The 17,123-nt window shown below is 56.3% G+C and carries 19 protein-coding genes; 8 read left to right on the top strand and 11 right to left on the bottom strand.

The annotated features are described in order from the left end of the window. Window positions 1-529: 529 nt before the first annotated feature. The 3 genes from lon to Q7U76_05880 form a co-directional block, all read right to left on the bottom strand. Window positions 530-2,920: an endopeptidase La gene (gene lon / locus Q7U76_05890; GenBank protein MDO8355901.1), complete on the bottom strand. Its 2,391-nt coding sequence runs from the start codon at window positions 2,918-2,920 to the stop codon at window positions 530-532. Between the two features lie 146 nt (window positions 2,921-3,066). Further along, complete coding sequence (locus tag Q7U76_05885) at window positions 3,067-5,085, bottom strand: hypothetical protein (protein ID MDO8355900.1); 2,019 nt, start codon at window positions 5,083-5,085, stop codon at window positions 3,067-3,069. A gap of 28 nt (window positions 5,086-5,113) precedes the next feature. Then, the gene (locus tag Q7U76_05880) at window positions 5,114-6,292 is read right to left on the bottom strand and encodes a class I SAM-dependent RNA methyltransferase (GenBank protein MDO8355899.1); all 1,179 of its coding nucleotides are present in this window, start codon (window positions 6,290-6,292) and stop codon (window positions 5,114-5,116) included. Window positions 6,293-6,321: 29 nt separating this feature from the next. Between Q7U76_05880 and Q7U76_05875 the strand changes: the two genes are divergently transcribed. Then, the gene (locus tag Q7U76_05875; GenBank protein ID MDO8355898.1) at window positions 6,322-6,861 is read left to right on the top strand and encodes an NUDIX hydrolase; all 540 of its coding nucleotides are present in this window, start codon (window positions 6,322-6,324) and stop codon (window positions 6,859-6,861) included. 196 nt (window positions 6,862-7,057) lie between these two features. On the opposite strand, the gene Q7U76_05870 is transcribed toward Q7U76_05875, so the two are convergent. From Q7U76_05870 to Q7U76_05855, 4 genes are all read right to left on the bottom strand, one after another. Continuing rightward, window positions 7,058-7,372 (bottom strand): iron-sulfur cluster biosynthesis family protein, encoded by a 315-nt coding sequence (locus Q7U76_05870; protein ID MDO8355897.1) that lies wholly within the window; start codon window positions 7,370-7,372, stop codon window positions 7,058-7,060. Then, on the bottom strand, window positions 7,369-7,632 hold the full coding sequence (locus tag Q7U76_05865) for a type II toxin-antitoxin system RelE/ParE family toxin (GenBank protein ID MDO8355896.1): 264 nt from the start codon (window positions 7,630-7,632) through the stop codon (window positions 7,369-7,371). Before Q7U76_05865 ends, Q7U76_05870 begins: the two co-directional genes overlap by 4 nt. Before the next feature lie 7 nt (window positions 7,633-7,639). Then, entirely contained in the window at window positions 7,640-7,843 is a 204-nt protein-coding gene (locus tag Q7U76_05860) for a hypothetical protein (GenBank protein MDO8355895.1), read from the bottom strand. A gap of 225 nt (window positions 7,844-8,068) precedes the next feature. Continuing rightward, entirely contained in the window at window positions 8,069-8,395 is a 327-nt protein-coding gene (locus Q7U76_05855; GenBank protein MDO8355894.1) for a PilZ domain-containing protein, read from the bottom strand. 392 nt (window positions 8,396-8,787) lie between these two features. Between Q7U76_05855 and Q7U76_05850 the strand changes: the two genes are divergently transcribed. From Q7U76_05850 to Q7U76_05835, 4 genes are all read left to right on the top strand, one after another. Then, a complete protein-coding gene (locus Q7U76_05850) occupies window positions 8,788-9,285 on the top strand; it encodes a peptidylprolyl isomerase (protein MDO8355893.1) in 498 nt (165 codons plus the stop codon). A 110-nt stretch (window positions 9,286-9,395) separates the two neighbouring features. Continuing rightward, on the top strand, window positions 9,396-10,115 hold the full coding sequence (locus tag Q7U76_05845) for an A/G-specific adenine glycosylase (GenBank protein MDO8355892.1): 720 nt from the start codon (window positions 9,396-9,398) through the stop codon (window positions 10,113-10,115). 19 nt (window positions 10,116-10,134) lie between these two features. Further along, window positions 10,135-10,518 carry an 8-oxo-dGTP diphosphatase MutT gene (mutT, locus tag Q7U76_05840; GenBank protein ID MDO8355891.1) on the top strand — a complete coding sequence of 128 codons (384 nt, stop codon included), beginning with the start codon at window positions 10,135-10,137 and terminating at the stop codon, window positions 10,516-10,518. 17 nt (window positions 10,519-10,535) lie between these two features. Further along, window positions 10,536-11,252: a 3'-5' exonuclease gene (locus Q7U76_05835; GenBank protein MDO8355890.1), complete on the top strand. Its 717-nt coding sequence runs from the start codon at window positions 10,536-10,538 to the stop codon at window positions 11,250-11,252. A 6-nt stretch (window positions 11,253-11,258) separates the two neighbouring features. On the opposite strand, the gene Q7U76_05830 is transcribed toward Q7U76_05835, so the two are convergent. The 3 genes from Q7U76_05830 to miaB all read right to left on the bottom strand — a co-directional run bounded on the left by Q7U76_05830 (window position 11,259) and on the right by miaB (window position 14,183). Beyond that, a complete protein-coding gene (locus Q7U76_05830) occupies window positions 11,259-12,176 on the bottom strand; it encodes a hypothetical protein (GenBank protein MDO8355889.1) in 918 nt (305 codons plus the stop codon). A gap of 73 nt (window positions 12,177-12,249) precedes the next feature. Next, window positions 12,250-12,381 (bottom strand): hypothetical protein, encoded by a 132-nt coding sequence (locus Q7U76_05825; GenBank protein MDO8355888.1) that lies wholly within the window; start codon window positions 12,379-12,381, stop codon window positions 12,250-12,252. Between the two features lie 431 nt (window positions 12,382-12,812). Next, the gene (gene miaB / locus Q7U76_05820) at window positions 12,813-14,183 is read right to left on the bottom strand and encodes a tRNA (N6-isopentenyl adenosine(37)-C2)-methylthiotransferase MiaB (GenBank protein ID MDO8355887.1); all 1,371 of its coding nucleotides are present in this window, start codon (window positions 14,181-14,183) and stop codon (window positions 12,813-12,815) included. Between the two features lie 148 nt (window positions 14,184-14,331). Here miaB and Q7U76_05815 point away from each other — a divergent pair, with 148 nt between their 5' ends. After that, window positions 14,332-14,739: a hypothetical protein gene (locus Q7U76_05815; GenBank protein MDO8355886.1), complete on the top strand. Its 408-nt coding sequence runs from the start codon at window positions 14,332-14,334 to the stop codon at window positions 14,737-14,739. 137 nt (window positions 14,740-14,876) lie between these two features. Continuing rightward, window positions 14,877-16,145 (top strand): MFS transporter, encoded by a 1,269-nt coding sequence (locus tag Q7U76_05810; GenBank protein MDO8355885.1) that lies wholly within the window; start codon window positions 14,877-14,879, stop codon window positions 16,143-16,145. Here the strand turns inward: Q7U76_05810 and Q7U76_05805 are convergent. Further along, complete coding sequence (locus Q7U76_05805; protein MDO8355884.1) at window positions 16,140-16,436, bottom strand: hypothetical protein; 297 nt, start codon at window positions 16,434-16,436, stop codon at window positions 16,140-16,142. The two genes, Q7U76_05810 and Q7U76_05805, sit on opposite strands and share 6 nt — an antisense overlap. 166 nt (window positions 16,437-16,602) lie before the next feature. Here Q7U76_05805 and Q7U76_05800 point away from each other — a divergent pair, with 166 nt between their 5' ends. Next, on the top strand, window positions 16,603-16,974 hold the full coding sequence (locus tag Q7U76_05800) for a DUF4359 domain-containing protein (GenBank protein MDO8355883.1): 372 nt from the start codon (window positions 16,603-16,605) through the stop codon (window positions 16,972-16,974). The last annotated feature ends 149 nt before the right edge of the window (window positions 16,975-17,123 follow it).

Below are 17,123 nucleotides of genomic sequence, written 5' to 3'. Positions count from 1 at the left end.
CAACGAGGGAGTCCGCGCCCGCGCGTTGCGCGAGAACAGGGAATCGCCAGGTCACGCGACTCTTTTCTTCCTCCCCCCACATCTTATAGTGGAGTGGCTAAGGTTGCCCTCAACTGCGCTCATCGGACGATATAGATGTTTCCTCCAAGCTTGCTTGTCCCTCTTTAGGGATGGGGGCTGATTGATCTTCCACTGCGCGCGTCCAACGATATCGTGCTCCCTCCAAGCTCGCTCGTTTCTCTCTCAAAGGGTGGGCTGGTCGATCCTCGATTGCGCGCGTCGAACGAGCACATTCTGATCGTGCGCGTTCCGCGAGCAGGAGGACGACCAGGCTACCCTTCTCCTCCCACGCGTTGCGCGAGCACAGAAGATCATCAGGCTCCATCCCGTCCTCTGTTCTGCGAGCAAGGAGGGCACCAGGCCGCTCCCCACCATTGTTTGAATTGAGCGGGGAATACCGAAGGAAAGTTGAGGGGGAGTACCTAAGCCAATAGGGTAGGCCCCGGCGTTGCGCCGGGGCCTCATGAGTTTACGAAGCGGTGGAAGTCGCTAACGGCTCGTCCCGTTCTGCTCTCGCCGGTGCATCCTGATTGAATGCCGCCGGGAGCACTTCTTCAATGCGTTCGGCTAGGATGAAGGTCAGCTCATTGCGTACTTCCTGCGGTACCTCTTTCAGGTCCTTCTCGTTCGCTTTTGGCAGGATGATGCGTCTGATGCCGGCGCGATGGGCTGCCAGCACCTTTTCTTTAATCCCGCCGACCGGCAGCACTAATCCGCTCAGACTGATTTCGCCGGTCATGGCTGTGTCGCTCCGCACCGCTTTCCCGCTATAGGACGATGCGAGTGCGGTGGCCATGGTGATACCGGCCGATGGTCCGTCTTTCGGGATGGCACCGGATGGCACATGGATATGCAATCCGTTCCGCTTGAAGCGGGAGATATCGAGTCCCATGCTTTCCGCATGGGACCAGAGGTAGCTTCGCGCTGCGCGGGCAGATTCCTGCATGACGTCTCCCAATTGACCGGTGATCGTCAGTTCATGGCTGCCGGGGAGCAAGGTGGTCTCGATATAGAGGACATCTCCACCACTCGGAGTCCAGGCTAGCCCTGTGGCCACGCCAGGCGGCAAGACCTTGCGCGCTTCTTCCGGCATGAAACGCTCGGAGCCGAGCCAATCGGGAAGGACGGTCGGCTGAATGGACACAGGGACTCGCTCCTGACCCTCTGAAAGCTCCGCGAATGTCAGCGCAACCTTTCTGGTCAGGCGACCGAGCATCTGTTCGAGTTGGCGCACGCCGGCCTCACGCGTGTATCGGCTGATGACGAGATTCAAGACCTCATCCGACAGCAGGGCTTGGGTTGCATCTAAGCCTGCCTCCTTGAGCCGTCGCGGCCAGAGGTAGCGAATGGCGATCTCTGCCTTCTCCCGCTCGCTATATCCCTGAAGCCGGATGATTTCCATCCGGTCGAGTAGCGGCTGGCTGATCGTATCCAGCGTATTGGCGGTCGTAATGAAGAACACCTTGGACAGATCGAACGGGAGATCCAGGTAATGATCGCGGAATGTATGATTCTGCGCCGGATCCAGAACCTCCAGTAAGGCCGCAGCCGGATCGCCGCGGAAGTCGCGGCCCATCTTGTCGACTTCGTCCAACATCAAGACGGGGTTATTGACGCCGGCGCGGCGCATCGCCTGAATGATTCGTCCAGGCAGGGCTCCGACGTAGGTTCGGCGATGACCCCGTAATTCCCCTTCATCATGCACTCCACCCAGGCTGAGACGTTCGAACGTCCGTCCCATGGACCGGGCAATGGACTGGCCCAGGCTGGTTTTGCCCACGCCAGGAGGTCCGACGAGGCAGAGGATGGGGGCTTTGGCTGTGGGATTTAATTTCAGCACGGCCAAATGCTCGACGATTCGTTCCTTCACTTCTTTGATGCCGTAGTGATCCTCTTCCAGGACCTGACGAACCTTGCTCAACTCTAAACGGTCTTCCGAGGATTTCTTCCAGGGAAGCTCCATGACCAGTTCGAGATAGGTCCTGAGGACCTGATGGTCCGGCGAGGAAGGAGACACCTTGGCTAACTTGGCAATCTCCCGCTCCACTTCTTTGCGTATTGGGTCGGGAAGGTCGGCCTCCTGAATTTTCTTCTTCAGTTCAGAGACTTCGTTCTCTTCTCCCTCGCCTTCGCCGAGTTCCTGCTGAATGGCCTTTAATTGTTCGCGGAGGACATACTCTCGTTGGGTCTTCCCAATCTTGGCTGACGCCTCATTGGTGATTTTGTCCCGCAATTGCAGGATCTGGATTTCTTTCGATAGCGCGCCATAGAGCGATCTCAGCAGCTCGATCATGGATGAACTTTCGAGCAGCTTTTGTTCCTCTTGCACCGTGAGATTGATGAGTGAGGCGATGCGATAGGCCAGGGCCACGGGATTATCCTCGTTGCTGAACGCCGCCGCGGCTTCCTGAATACCGGGGGCCTGAATCAAGCGAGGCAGGTCCGTGACCAGTTCCTGGATAGCCCGATGCAGGGCCTGGACTTCGGTGCCCTCATCGGTTGGGCGATCGATCTGCCGGGCCTGGACGAGCAGAAAGGGTGTCGTCTGCTCGACCTTGATCAATGCGACACGCTCAAGACCCTGCACGAGCGCATGGATGGTGCCGTTTTCAGACCGGCCAATTTGTTTCACGATGGCTTTGGTGCCGATCGTGTAGAGGTCTTCGCGCCCCGGCTCTTCTGTCAGGGGATCGCGCTGTGCGACCACGAGAATCGTCTTCTCCTCTGTCTTCATCGCTGCCTCGACGGCAGCCATGGACCGTTCGCGCCCGACGGTCAAGGGCATCATGATCCCGGGAAACAGCACGGTGCGTTTAATGGGAAGGACAGGTAGTTGTACGGTCAATGTTTCATGATTCATATGGCATGATCCCTTCGCTCGGCCGGTGAAAGGAAATGAGATGTATAAGCGGTAGATAGCGTCCGTCGAGATGAAGTCAAGAGGAGGGATGAGGAAGTCTTGGCAACTCGTCGAAATCGTGGAGGGAGATTAGGATTCGTTCATCTTCAGCGATCGACGAAGACTCCACCTTGGGGATAGAAAAACAGTTTTCCATCGCCGGGACGAGTCTCGGCCGATATTGAAGGATCGGATAACGTATAGCTGTCGTTGCCCTCAAGGTCAAAGAAGCCTGCCGCACTTTTCTCCGAGGAGTCTCCCACCCCGGATTTGGCCTGGTATTGGTCGGCGCCTCCCTCGTCGATGAAGAGCCCCCAACTTGTATAGTCGGCTCGCCCAAGACCGGTCGAGCGGTCGAAGGCATAGGTGTCGTGGCCCGTGCCGGCATCGATCATCAGGCTCACGCTGCTATCCCACGCGACTCCGCCGTTATAGAAGGGGCCGGAGGAGCCATAGCGATCGTCTCCATGATGGTCGATGAAGAGGCCGACTCCGAAGTGCGCCGACGCGCCATGCCCATACCGAGCGGCCTGATGTTCGTCGTGACCCGCTAAGTCCAATTTCATGCCGGTGCCGAAAAAGTAGCCATGCCCTTGCGAAAAGTTGGCGCTCTCGTAATGATCCTGGCCTTGGATATCCAGCAGGAGTCCCCATCCACCGGCGAGGTTGTACGGTTGCCACTCCACTTTCTTTGTCAGAATCCGTTGTCCCGCTCCAGCGCCTAGTCCGAAGCAGTCGTACTGATAGAGGGGATCGCCGGGCTTTCCCGTGGGTGCGTCTTGGGCATTGTAGGCGCTGGGATAGGTGCCGCCGCACTGATAATGGTCGTCGCCGGTGACGTCGATGACGGCGCCGACACCCAAGGGACCGCCGAACCCGATGGCGAAGCCATGGCTGGTATACCGGTCGTTCCCTGCGGCATCGAGCAAGAGACCGAGTCCCCCAATGGCTGCGCCCTGGGTCAGGCGATTGCCCATATAGACATCGTTGCCCTTCGCGTCGAACAAGATCCCGAGACCTCCGAATCCCGCGCCTCCCGATCCCATGTCGAGCTGGTAGACATCGTCTCCGGCATGATCGATCAACAGGCCTACCCCCAGCCTGCCGGTAGCCAGTCCGAGCGGCGCTCCGTCATAGGTGTCGTCTCCGTTGAGGTCGATGACGACGGCATTTCCCTGATCTTCGTCTGTCGATGAGGCAATCATGCCTCGATAGAGATCGTTGCCGCCCACATCGATAATCAGGCCGATGCCCTTTCCCAACTCATAGGAATTGGGTCCCGGGCCACCAATGACGATCAGTCCGTAGGATGTTTCTTGAACGAACAGCACGTCGCCGGTCACGCCGTGCGGAGCGGAGGACGCGGGGAGGGGCGTTGTCCAGGCTGCGGCGACCTGGTGCAGCCAGCGCTCATTGGCCAGGCGAGCGAGTACCTGGGCTGCCGCAATGAGGCTGGCATAATCCACCTGTTCCTCAAGCAGTTGGGTAAACCGGAGATCGGCTTTGATCCGAGCGCCCGTCTGCTCCGATAGACTTGAAATCTGCGGGATGTAGTGTTTCGCCATCGACGCGGCATGCAGAAACAGGAAGTGCCGCTCTGCCTCGGTGAGATTCGTCAGCGCTTTGTCTCGATGGAGTGAGGCCTGTTCCAAACTTTCGGCCATGAAGGCCAGGAGGTCTCGGCGCGCGGAGGTGGTCGGCAGAGGGACAGGCTTGTAGAATGTAGAGGTGCGATCCATGCCGGCTTCTAACAGGTCGAGGAGGGCTGGAAGATTGACGGACCCGCCTTCAGCCATTTCCGCTAATAAGAGCCCTTGATGTTCCAAATCGGTGAGACCGTCCCAGGGCTGTTGCAACGCCTTGAGCGCCAGACGGCGTTTGAATTGGGCCGGAATTTTTTCGACTGTTTCATGTGCGGCGATCAGGTCTCGATGATGGGATCCCGTCAGTTGCTCGAAGTCCTTGCGCACGGTAGGAGCCAGTCGATCGAGTGCCGAGTCCCGCATGTGGCTGGTGGGCGTGGCTGCGGAAGGTCCTGGCAGCCCGAAGAATCCTTGCACTGCGCTGCAACCGGGCAGCCAGAGGAGGAAGGGCAGGCTTATGAGCAGCCGCAGGCATCGTGTCATCGTTTCTGTCTCCAGCAGGGGAGAGGGATCATGCCTGATGATCAGGTAATGGGCTCGTTTTGCGCATCGATCCCGACACTATCTGAAACTCATAAAGACGGCATTCCAGCGGACCATTGAAGAGCGGAATGCGTTTCGATGGTGCGAGGCCGATTAACTTCGGGACTCGTAAATCGCCGGTAAAGATATAGGCGCGCCATCCATTGAAGCGCTGTTTCAGCCAGTCGCCCAGCTTGGGATAGAACGCATCAAGTTCTTCGGGTCGGCTGAGTCGGACTCCATAGGGGGGATTGATCAGGATCACGCCCTGTTCAGCTGGTGCCTCAAGGGCGAGGACGTCGCTTTGTCGCAGGCGGATATCGAACGCGACTCCTGCCCCCTGAAAGGTCCGCTGGGCGATCTTCACCGCAGCGGGGTCCTGGTCGGACGCATAGATGGCCGCCGGTACCTCTGCCAGTTGTTTCACCCGTGAGGCTTCGCGCAGATGGCCCCATCGTTTGGGGTCGTGGACGATCAAGCGCTCGAACGCAAATGTCCGCGACTGCCCCGGTGCGATCCGGCGTGCCATCATCGCCGCTTCGAGTGGGATCGTGCCGCCGCCGCACATGGGGTCGAGCAACACCTCCTTGGGCGTCCACCCGGCGAGTCGCAGCAAGCCTGCCGCCAGGTTTTCTCGCAACGGGGCCTCGACGGACACCACTCGATGGCCTCGCTTAAAGAGCGGGTCACCAGAGGTGTCCAGATAGAAGGTCACCGTGGACTCATCGAGAAACGCGTCAATCCGGAGGTTCGGGTTATGGGTGTCGACATTCGGTCTCTTGTGCCGCACTGCCATGAACTTATCGCAGACGGCGTCTTTGATACGTAGTGTGATGAAGTCCAGGCTGGTGAGTGGACAACGGCGCGCACTCACTTTTACCTTGATGGTTTGTGACGAGGTGAACCAGTCTGGCCAGGCAAGACTATAGGCGGCGCGGTAGACATCGTCTTCCGAGAGATAGGGGGCCTGTCCGACTTCCCAGAGCACGCGGCTGGCAATGTGACTTTTGAGATTGACCCAGTACATCGTGGCCCAGGGAGCCAGGAATGCGATGCCTCCGTCCGTCTTTGTGGTCATCGGCACGCCAAGGTCGTGGAGTTCCTGTTCGAGGACGCCCTCCAGCCCACTCGGGCAGGGTGCAAAGAACCGTAGTTTTGTGCTATCCATTTGCGATCACCATCCCACTGAGCTTCGCGATGAACTATTGCAGCGCCTGCGGCACGTCTGTGACGAAGAAAATTCCAGCCGGAGACAATCGTCTGCGGTTTGTGTGCGATTCATGCCAGACTATTCATTACCATAATCCGAAAATCGTCGCAGGCTGTATTCCGGAGTGGGAAGACCAAATCCTTCTCTGCCGGCGCGGGATCGAACCCAAATCAGGCCTCTGGACCTTTCCTGCTGGCTTTATGGAAATCGGCGAAAGCACCGAACAGGCAGCCGCTCGGGAGACCTTCGAAGAAGCACAGGCTCGGGTGGAGCGGATTGCTCTCTTTGCGGTCCTGAGTCTCCCGCACATCGGCCAGGCATATCTGGTCTTTCGAGGGCCGATGGTTTCACCTGAATTCGGGGTTGGTGAAGAAAGTCTTGAAGTCCAATTGTTCACGCTCTCCGCCATTCCCTGGGATGAGATCGCCTTTCCTGTGGTGAAGGAAATTCTCCGCCGTTACGTCGATGACGTCACGCGGGGCACGTTCCAGGTCCATGTGGCGAGTCTTGCGGATCGACTCACCTAGCCGCTCTTAGGATGCTGAAACAGGCCTCCAGCTTCGTTCTCGCATCGTTCAGACCCTCAACGTACCACAAGGGTACGCCTCGGTCCTTCACTCGCTGCGGCCTTGCTGGAAGGCCTGTTTGAGCATCCTGCAGGCTTGTGCCATGTGGCCGTTGATATGCTTCAATAGCCATTCCGCAACCGACTAGAATTTTTCATCAGTTCAGTGTGGGAATCGTGAGAAGTGGCCGGCTGCGGCCTTCGCCGTCATGGAGAAATCGAAATCCGCCGGCTTCGGTGTAGTCGACTGTCACCCCCTCCATCCGTGGCGCACTGCGCCGATCCACTGCTATCGTGAGACCGTCGACTTCCTGAACGTCATCATCTGGCTTGGCCGCTGCTTCCAACGTAATATTGAAGCTTAAGCGTGACTCGTCCAGGTCTCGTACGGACACGCGGACGATTGGATCTTCAGGATGGTTGACTTGGATCGATTTCAGCTTTGCGATGGCGGCAACCGTGATGGCAATCATGCACGAAGCTCCCTCTGGCGAACGATGCGGTGAATGTCGACCAGGTGATCGTTCCGATCGATGGAGTAATAAATTCGCCATTCCTCGACCGCATATTTGGAAAGGCCTGGCAGATCCGGTGTGATCGGTTCGTGCCTCAAGTTATCGATGTTGGAGGCAATCCATTTGGTTTTGTCCAGGAGCCGTTGTGCCATGGCCGGATCAAGGTTCGTCAGATCGTGGAGCACCGCTGGTCGATAGGCGAGTCGGTACCAGGCCATGATGTGCTTACCAGCGGAGCCCGAGCTGATCCGCGAGGTCTTCGCCGGAGAGTCTTTCCGTGCTGGAGAGGGATTCTTTCAAGCGGGCACGCAGCTCCTCGCTCAGCTGGAGTCCGAGGTCGGGATCGCCCAGCAATTCACGCAGGCGATCGTCGACAATCCCGCGTACGAGTTCTTTGAGTTGTGTCGGGGAAAGTTGGGCAAGGTCCATAGAGACGGAGGATACGGAGGCTGATGCCTAAAATGCAACTAGCTGGCTGTTGATAAAGGCCGCCAGCGGCGTGCTCGCGGTGCGCAGAGGCTCAACGTACTGCCGAGAGTACGTTGAGCCTCTGCGCTTGCTGCGGCCTTTCTGAACAGCCTGCGACTCTTCTGGTATGCGCATTCCCGCAGTGGCCTGGTCGTTTATCGACAATCTTGCTAGGGAGAGGGTGATCTACTGAAGGCCGGCTTTGGGTTGGAGCTGCTTGATCATGAGGCTCAAGCGGTCTTGTTGTGGGGCGGCTATGGTCAGAAACTCTACCCCGATGCCGGCGGATCCTGACCAGCGCACGGTGGCATTGTCGATCAGGATCGGTTGAGGTTCGCCTGGAATATGTAATTGGATGGCGATCTGCATGCCGGTAAAGGGGCTGATCAGACTCTCCACGCGGCATCCCTTGGCCGAAAGGTCTCGGACTGACCCTGTATGGCGGAAGTGATTCTGGTGCACTAAGGTGCTGGAGAGCGACACGGGAAACCTGGGATGTTTTCTTGTGACCATAACGGTGCTCTGCGTTGGCTTCTCTAAGCGTTGATCGCTTGGAAATGTAGCAGGGAATCCCTCCAGATAGCGAGGGGCGCCGTTGTGTCATTCAAACAGTTGTTGTCAGGCACCCAGGCATTCCTGCAAATACTAGGGAGAAGGGGTGGTTGTCAAATATATGTAGCGTTCTGATGGTTAAGGCTTGGCGCTGAGTGGAAAGCGAGAGTGGGCTATGATAAAAATCCTGGTCGCGAATCATTGATGAAGCCGGACGGCATGCAGGACCGTTCTATCTGTGGCAGTTTCTGGCTCTTCCTATTCTCAACCGAACCGCATGGAGGATTCGAGTGATGGCACGATTGGCATTCCTACGAGGCGTCTGTTCTGTGTGTGTGTTCTCTTTGGGCATCATGGGTTCTCAGGCCTGGGCCGAGGCTTCCAAGCCTGATGCCGGGACGACTGTTGCTGCCGGGACCGTCGTTTCGTTGGAATACACGTTGACGCTCGACGATCAATCCGTGCTTGAATCCAACATCGGCAAGGAGCCGATGACCTATACGCAGGGTGCGCATGAGATTGTTCCCGGATTAGAAACTGCCATGGAAGGTATGAAAAAAGGGGAACACAAACATGTCATCGTAGCTCCCGCTGATGGCTACGGACCGATTGACCCACAAGCCCTTCGAGAGGTGAAGAAGGACCTCATCCCGGTTGCAGCACAGAAAGTGGGAACCCAGCTTCAAGGGCAGTCTGGTGACGGGGCGACGGCATTCCCTATTGTGAAGGAAGTGAAAGACGATACGGTCGTGCTCGATTTCAACCATCCGCTGGCAGGGAAGACGTTGCACTTTGACGTGACTGTTCTGGCCATTACTGGGGGGCCGGTCCCAGCGCAGCCTGAGAAGTAATCGCCGGAATGAGGGTGCCTTGTGCATGGATCGATCCCACTGTGCGATCCAACGGCATTTGATTTTCGGTAGGGGCGCTTCTAAAATGCCGCCTTTGGATTGACGTTGTAATGCCCACCAGCTCTCGCTCTCGGACAACCGCTCCGCCTAAAAAGAAGGCTCGCAAGAAGTCTCTCGGCCTCGACGCGTCGCACAAGCGCCGGTTCCAGGCCAGGCTGCTGAAGTGGTACGCGAAATATGGCCGCGATCTGCCTTGGCGAAAGACCTCTGATCCCTATCACATTCTGGTCTCTGAAGTGATGTTGCAACAGACCCAGGTCGATCGGGTGATTCCGAAATACCACGAGTTTCTGGATCGTTACCCAAGCTTTGAAGAGTTGGCTGACGCACCGGTCTCGGATGTGAAGAAGACGTGGTATCCGCTGGGGTATAATATTCGGCCTGAACGGCTGCATAGTATCGCTTGCGAGACGGTTGAGCGCTATGGGGGGCAACTTCCGAGCGATGCGGAGGAGTTGCTGTCGTTCAAAGGCATTGGACGGTACACGGCAGGCGCCATTCGGTCCTTCGCGTTCAACGAAGATGCGCCGATCCTGGATACGAATGTCATTCGGGTGCTGCATCGGGTATTTATTGCGAAGGGCGACCCCAAAACGCAGAAGCCGAAGCTCTGGGAATTATCTGAAGCGCTGATTCCGAAAGGGAAAGGGTACGACTTTAACCAGGCGATCATGGATTTCGGGGCGACCTGTTGTACGGCGAGGAATCCCTTCTGTGAGAAATGCCCGATGAAACCGTTCTGTAAGACGTATCCGTTCGATCGGACGTAACCGGGGATGTCGGCTGGCTATGATGGTGATTGAGGTCGCCGCAGGTCTGATCTGTCGAGACGGCCGCTATTTGATTGCCCGGCGGAAACCGGGTGTGCATTTGGCAGGGTTCTGGGAGTTCCCAGGCGGGAAGCGCGAGGCCGGTGAAACGTTGGAAGAATGTCTGCAGCGAGAGTTGTTCGAAGAACTGAATATTCGTATCGATGTGCCGCTGCCCTTCCAGGTCATTCGGCACCAGTACCCTGAGAAAACCGTGGAGCTGCATTTTTTTCGCTGTCGAATTGAGAGCGGGGATGCCATAGCGATAGACTGCGCGGAAATTCGATGGGTCTGGCCGCACGAATTGGATGCCTTCGAGTTTCCTCCGGCAGACCGTCCGGTTGTTGAGGCGTTACAGCGTTAGATTATGGGGCAGGAATTATGAAAGTCGTTCTGGACATTGAGACGATTCAAGCGCCTCGGGAAGAATGGGCCAGGCTGGCCGGAAAAATTCCGGAGGACAATGCATTCGAACCGGCAGAGGGGAGCTACGATTTATTTACAGCCGGAGCTGCCGATGAACGACGTCGCATCGACGATGAGCAATATGCGAAGTCCGCCTTCGATGGTACGTTCAGCCAGATTGTCTGTATCGGGCTATTGGAGTTTTCAGACCAGCTCGAACCTCGCGGGGCGGTGGCCTGGTTTGGAGGGGATGAGCGGGAATTGCTGCGGCAGTTCTGGAGCCGATTGGCGCAGAGCCGCCCGTCGCTCTTCATCACCCATAACGGCCTGGGGTTCGACCTGCCGTTTATTCGAAAGCGATCGATGATCCATCAAGTCAAGCCGAGCGTCGAGGTGAATCTCGCCAAGTTCAGGACGGAGCCCGTCTATGACACGATGGCAGTCTGGAGCAACTGGGATACGCGCGGGTGGGTGAAACTCGATGTGCTGGCGAGAGCGCTGAACGTCGAAACGAAGTCTGGGAGCGGGTCGCAGGTAGCCGAGATGTGGGAGAAGGGACAGGGGCTCGAGCTGGCTCGGTACTGTCTTCAAGATACGTATGTGACGTATGCCTGTTATTGCCGGATGAATTTCCGGCAGCCCCTGTCCAGCGAAGTGGTCTTACTCCAACCGGAATTGCTGAACGTCGGTTGAGGAAGGTTAGCGCGTCTGGGTCGCCTCAGCTGTTTTCTTTTTCGGCGCCGGTTTTGCCGATACTTTGGTCGACGTCATCGCTTTCATTTCCTCAGCTCGTTCCCGTAGTTCACGCTTCATCCATTCTGATTCCTTGCGCAGCATATTGATCTCGGTATCCTTCTTGGCAAGCGCTTCTTTCACTTTCCCCAATTCACCGAGCTGCTGAGCGGTCAGCTCGCTCTCGCTCATATTGGCCGACACTGTCTGAGCTTTCGCCGGAGCGGCTGCCGTCATGGGCGCCAGGGGAGCGCTCGGCGTAGCTTTCGCGATTGGCATGGCGGCAGGCATCGGCGTCTTGGCCAATGCATGATAGTCGATGACCATTGAGAGGGCCCCGGCGGCGCCACCAGCGGCATAGGCCGGAGCTGGTTCGATGCGAGCCATGGACTCAGGAAGGAACGCTGTCAACTTGGCGCCCGTTCCTATGGTGAGGTAGATTGATCCTTTCGAGACATACAGACTGCCCGTGGTGGGTTCAGAGCCTGACCCTGCCGATGAGGATACGCGGAACCTGACAAGTTGTTCAGGTTTCGCTTTTGATAAGCCTTGTGCGAGCAGGGGAGAAAGAAACTCTGTATCCTCATCGCTGAACACTCTCATCGGCTTGCTGCCACCAGCGGACATTTTCGAAGTTCCGCTCATGCCGTCATTGCCGTAGATCCCTTTCACGATTTTTGTAATGGTCTGTTGATCGATCACTGCCGGATGGCTGGCTTCAAACGACCAATCGGTCACTTCCTCCAGGGTCACGCTGCCCTTTGTATTGTGCGCCAGTTTTGTCCCGCCGGCACAGCCGCTGATGGCTAGGGTAAGAGCGGCAATTCCGACGAGGCCATTCAGGACAGAGTTCTGCACATTCCTTGGTCTGAGGTCGTTTGTCATCGAGGCGCTCCTTCTTTCAGGACTGGTGTGTGGGTCGATTGCAGCGAACCGCGATGCTTCGACGGCGTCGGAACTACCAGATTCCCAGGCCCATTAATGTCACGCTCAGCGCAATCCATCCGAAGAGTCCCATCGCAATGATGGTCTCAAGGCTCGTGGAGGCATCTGCTTTTTCGTTGGCGCTGTGATGTCGATTCTCGATCATGGCTCTTCTCCAGGGAGTGAGTGTGGAAAATGCGTATACGTGATTATTTGTAAAGCAAAGGCTATGCCTTCATAAGGCAGGGAAGCTGGTGCAAGAGGTGAGTGAGGGTCTTAAAAGAGGAATAGGGCGAGGATGTCCCCTCTACCCATCAAGTAATTAGACAACGTATTAGGCGAGATAATATTCGTAATATATTGATACAGTTAATGTTTATTTGTTCACATGGGATGATGTTTCTTGCAGGATGAGAAGGTGGAATGGTCTGCTTCTTTATGGAAATTTATTGAGAATGGGAAGCGAGTGGGCAAAATATACTTGCTTCGTAGAGGAGTTAGATGGCCTGTGGTGGAGGCAGATCTCGTACAGCGGTGTTCGTTTTTGGAGCCGTACCTTGCCGAATAGTCTTTGGGGAAGGGGACGACCGGAATGATTTAATTCACTGGCGGACGTTCTGCGTACAAGGTTGTGGACGACGCATCGTAAATGGCAAGGGAGAGCATGTCTCCCGGCTTGGAAGGTACTGCGCCCTTATCCCAGATAACTGTGATGTTGCCATCTGATTTGCCCATGCCTTGTGCGGCTGAGCGTTTGGCATCTCCCTCGACCAAGATGGGGAGAGTGCGCTTGAGATATTCCCGGTTCCGTTCGTAGGAAATGTTCCGTTGGAGGTCGAAGAGTCGCGTCACACGTTCAGTCTTGACCGAATCGGGAACATCGTCAGGGAACTTGCGCGCCGCGATGGTGTTCTTTCGTTCGGAATATTTGAAGATGAATGCCGAGTGAAACCGTATGTCTTCAAGAAGCCGGTACGTCTCGGCAAAGTCTTCCTCGCTCTCCCCACAGAAGCCTCCAATGATATCGGTGCTGAGGACGATGTCGGCTTGCAGGGTGCGGATACGGTCGACCAAAGTGCGACACTCGTTATTGGTATAGGTGCGATTCATCAAGCCGAGGATGCGGTCACTGCCGGATTGAAGCGGCAAATGAATTTGCTTGCAGATACGGGGATGCGACACGACGGCCTCTAACAATGATAGCGGAAAATCTTTGGGGTGCGGGGACGTGAATCTCACCCGTTCGATGCCCGGTACATCCGCGACGGCCGTGATCAATCGCGCAAAATCCCAGTTGTCGAATCGATATGAATTGACGTTTTGTCCGAGAAGCGTGATCTGTTTAAACCCTTGCTCGGCGATCCGTCGAGCTTCCTGCACGATGCCCTCCGGGTCACGGGAGCGTTCCCGCCCTCTCGTATAGGGAACCACACAGAAACTGCAGAAGTTGTCGCAGCCTCGCATGACGGCAATCCAGGCATTCACCTTGTCGTTTCGATCGGGTATGACATCGTGGTAGGTCTCATATTCTGAAAGGTCGACCGCGATTCCCTTTTGATCCTCTCCTTCTGCTTGGGAGAGCATGGCGTTTCGGATCAGCATGGGCAGCTGGCGATAGGCATCAGGGCCGGCGAGCACATCCACGAGTGGCTGGATGTCCGTCAGCTCCTCTTTGAGGTTTTGAGCCATACAACCCAACACCCCTATGACCAATGGGCGTTGTCGCTTGAGTTTTTTGAGCTCAGATAAGTGTTTGTAGACTTTGTTGTGGGCATTCTCGCGAATGGCGCAGGTATTCATGAGAATGACGTCCGCGCGTTCCCGCTCGTCGGTAAACACAAATCCATCCTGTTTCATCAGCGAGCGAACGAGTTCCGAGTCGTACTCGTTCATCTGACAACCGAAGGTTTCAAGGTGAACCTGGGTTGGTGCGATCGTGGGCTTCATCATTTCGAGAGGTTTGATCATAGATGCGCCATTATAGGAAGATCTTCGTGATAGGAGCAAGGCGCGTTAGCGAATAGGCGGCATTGTGACTTGGCTTCGGTTGAAGGGCTTCGTATCCCATGGTAGGATCTTGTCCCTCGTTGCCAGCTCACTATACCGTGAGTCTTTTGTGACACCTTCACCGTTGGTCGCTTCCATTCTTACCTTCTTTCTATTCCTCCTCCCTGGGGCTGGAGGGTGGACGAAGGAAACCCTGCCCATCGAGCCGGATCTCAGTACCAGAATCGAAGAACATTACGATCACGAAGCCCGGCTCTTTCTGATGCTTTATTCTCTGCATGGGAACGGCACAGTCGATTATGTCACCGGGCGTCTCGTGCAGGAATATTCCAGGAGTAGTTACGGCAATCCTGTCTATCAGACTGAGGCCTATCCCTTGTTCTATTGGTGGAACCACACCATGTATAACGATCCGGAGCAGGATGGGGTGAATGGCAATGAACGGGTCTATCAGGAAAATATGGAATTCGATATCTCCCGCTATAAGCCCTGCAGCTTCAACGGGCAACCCTGCTGAGTTTCGATGTGCGACTGCGTGACAATTGCGCCTCGGCCCATGGCTAACGTTTTCCCGCCAGACATTTTTTGAGAATCTCCGAGTCTCTCTTCTCTTCCGATGATATGCTACGCCCCCATGCCTATTGAAACGACTCGATGAAAACCGCATCAATCATACAGACGCTTGCGAACCGGCGCATCGGCATCATGTTGCCTTTGGGGTTCGCCTCGGGGTTGCCATTGGTGCTCACATCCGGGACTCTGCAGGCCTGGCTGACCGTTGTCGGCTTCGACTTGAAGACCATCGGCATCTTTACGCTCGTCGGGCTCCCATACGCACTGAAATTCTTGTGGGCTCCGCTGATGGATCGTGTGGTTCCTCCCTGGCTGGGACGCCGCCGTGGATGGATGCTCATGATGCAGCTTGGTGTCGCGCTCGGCTTGGCGGCTATGGCGGTGACGGGTCCCGGTGACCGTCCTGAGATACTGGGAATGCTGGCTCTCGTGGTGGCGTTCTTCTCCGCCTCACTCGATATCGTGTTCGACGCCTATCGGACCGATCTGCTCTTACGGCCTGAGCGGGGATTCGGTGCAGCCGTGTGGGTGAATGGTTATCGATGTGCGTTGTTGCTGGCGAGTGCGGGCGCCCTCCTATTGGCCGATCATATTGGATGGCAAAATACCTATTTGTTGCTGGCTGTACTCATGGCAACCGGAGTGGTCACGATCCTCGTGAGTCCTGAACCGCATGAACCAGCTGCTGCACCGGCAAGCCTGGCTGAAGCAGTCGGTGGACCACTGAAAGAACTTTTTGACCGCCCGGGGGTGCTCGGGCTGCTGGCCATCATCGTCCTCTACAAGGTTGGAGACGCCGTTGCGGCCTCACTTCAAACGGCATTTCTGATAGGAGGGATGGGTTTTTCTGTCAGCGAGGTCGGGTATGTGAAGGGTCTTGGCCTCGTGGCCACACTTATCGGCGCATTGGCTGGGGGCGTCGCCATGGCCAAGCTCGGGATGGTCCGGTCGTTGCTCCTCTTCGGTGTCTTGCAAGCGGTCTCAAATCTTGGATTTATGTGGCTTGCCTGGATGGGGAAGAGTTACGCGGCACTCACGACATCCATTCTCGTCGAGAATGTCACCGGAGGCATGGGCACCGCTGCGTTTGTCGCACTGATCATGTCGCTCTGCGACCATCGGTATACGGCAACTCAGTTCGCGTTGCTCTCTTCCCTCGAAGCGCTCGGACGGGTGTTTTCCGGTCGCCCGTCGGCCGCCTTGGTCGAACTGGTCGGCTGGACACAGTTTTTTTTCTGGTCGTTTCTCATCGCCCTGCCCGGTATCTGGCTGGTGTGGGCGCTCCGTGTGCAGTTACATCAAGAAGCCGGTCGCGATGCGCGAGCCAGAGCCGGCTCAGCCGATCTATGACGATTGGATGCGGCGCTGGAGGAACAAGACGAACAGCATGAGTGTCGGAAGGGGCGCCAGGACGAAGGGCACGAGCCAGACCCAGACATTCTTCCCGCGCATGCGGGCTTGGTCGATCATCCAGACAAACACCCATGCAATCAAGCCGACATAGTTAAGGGCCATCCAGCGCGTCGTATGAATCTTGAGGCCGCTCGTGCTGTCCGGAGCTGCATTGAAGAGAAAGACTCCCAGCATCAGCACAAACAGCCCCAATAACGTTGCGACAAGTTGCTTGCTCCAAACAAACATGATGATCCTCCTGATACAGGCCATGTGCGCAGCGTTATTGCCGCAGCAGATATGCGGAGCGTAGGCTAATCATGCGACTATCGTTTGTCAAAGGGGAATAGCGCACTGCCGCTTCAATTGAGCCCGTCACGAACAGGGCTTGGTCGTCATCAATCTGAGGATTTCAATGAGTCTCCTGCGTTTAATCCTGCTGGTTGTGGTGCTGGCTGCCAGTGTCGTGCTGGCACAGACGAACCCCACCACGGATCACTATCTGATCTTTGTCCAAGCCGAACTTGCGAAGGCCATGGATCGCATGGATCAATCCACTCCCGAACGGGAAGGGGCGGTGGTCAGAAATATCTTTCGTCGGCATAGCCAGGAGTTGCTCAATAGCATGGTGCGACCTCATACGATCCGTCACAATTGGGGGCTCTTCAGCCGGTTTGAAACCACGGTGTTGGGTACTCGGGTTGTGGTCATCGGCATCGGTAATCACTTCATCCCAGTTGAAGGGGTCGATGAAGCTATTTTGGCCCTCGGACGCCGCGTATTTTAATTTTTCCTCCATAGGAATTCCTCAGCCCTTAAAATGACCGGTATTTTGGGTCAAAATACTGTGGATAAGTCGGCCTAAATCCCCGATAGATGGCGATTCTCAATCGTTTGCAGTTATCCACAGGCTTTCCTCTGTTTCCCCAGCCACCC

Source organism: Nitrospirota bacterium (genome assembly GCA_030645475.1).
Lineage (GTDB): Bacteria > Nitrospirota > Nitrospiria > Nitrospirales > Nitrospiraceae > Palsa-1315.
Note: the sequence above shows the minus strand (reverse complement) of the source record. Positions and strands in the feature narration are given on the sequence as shown.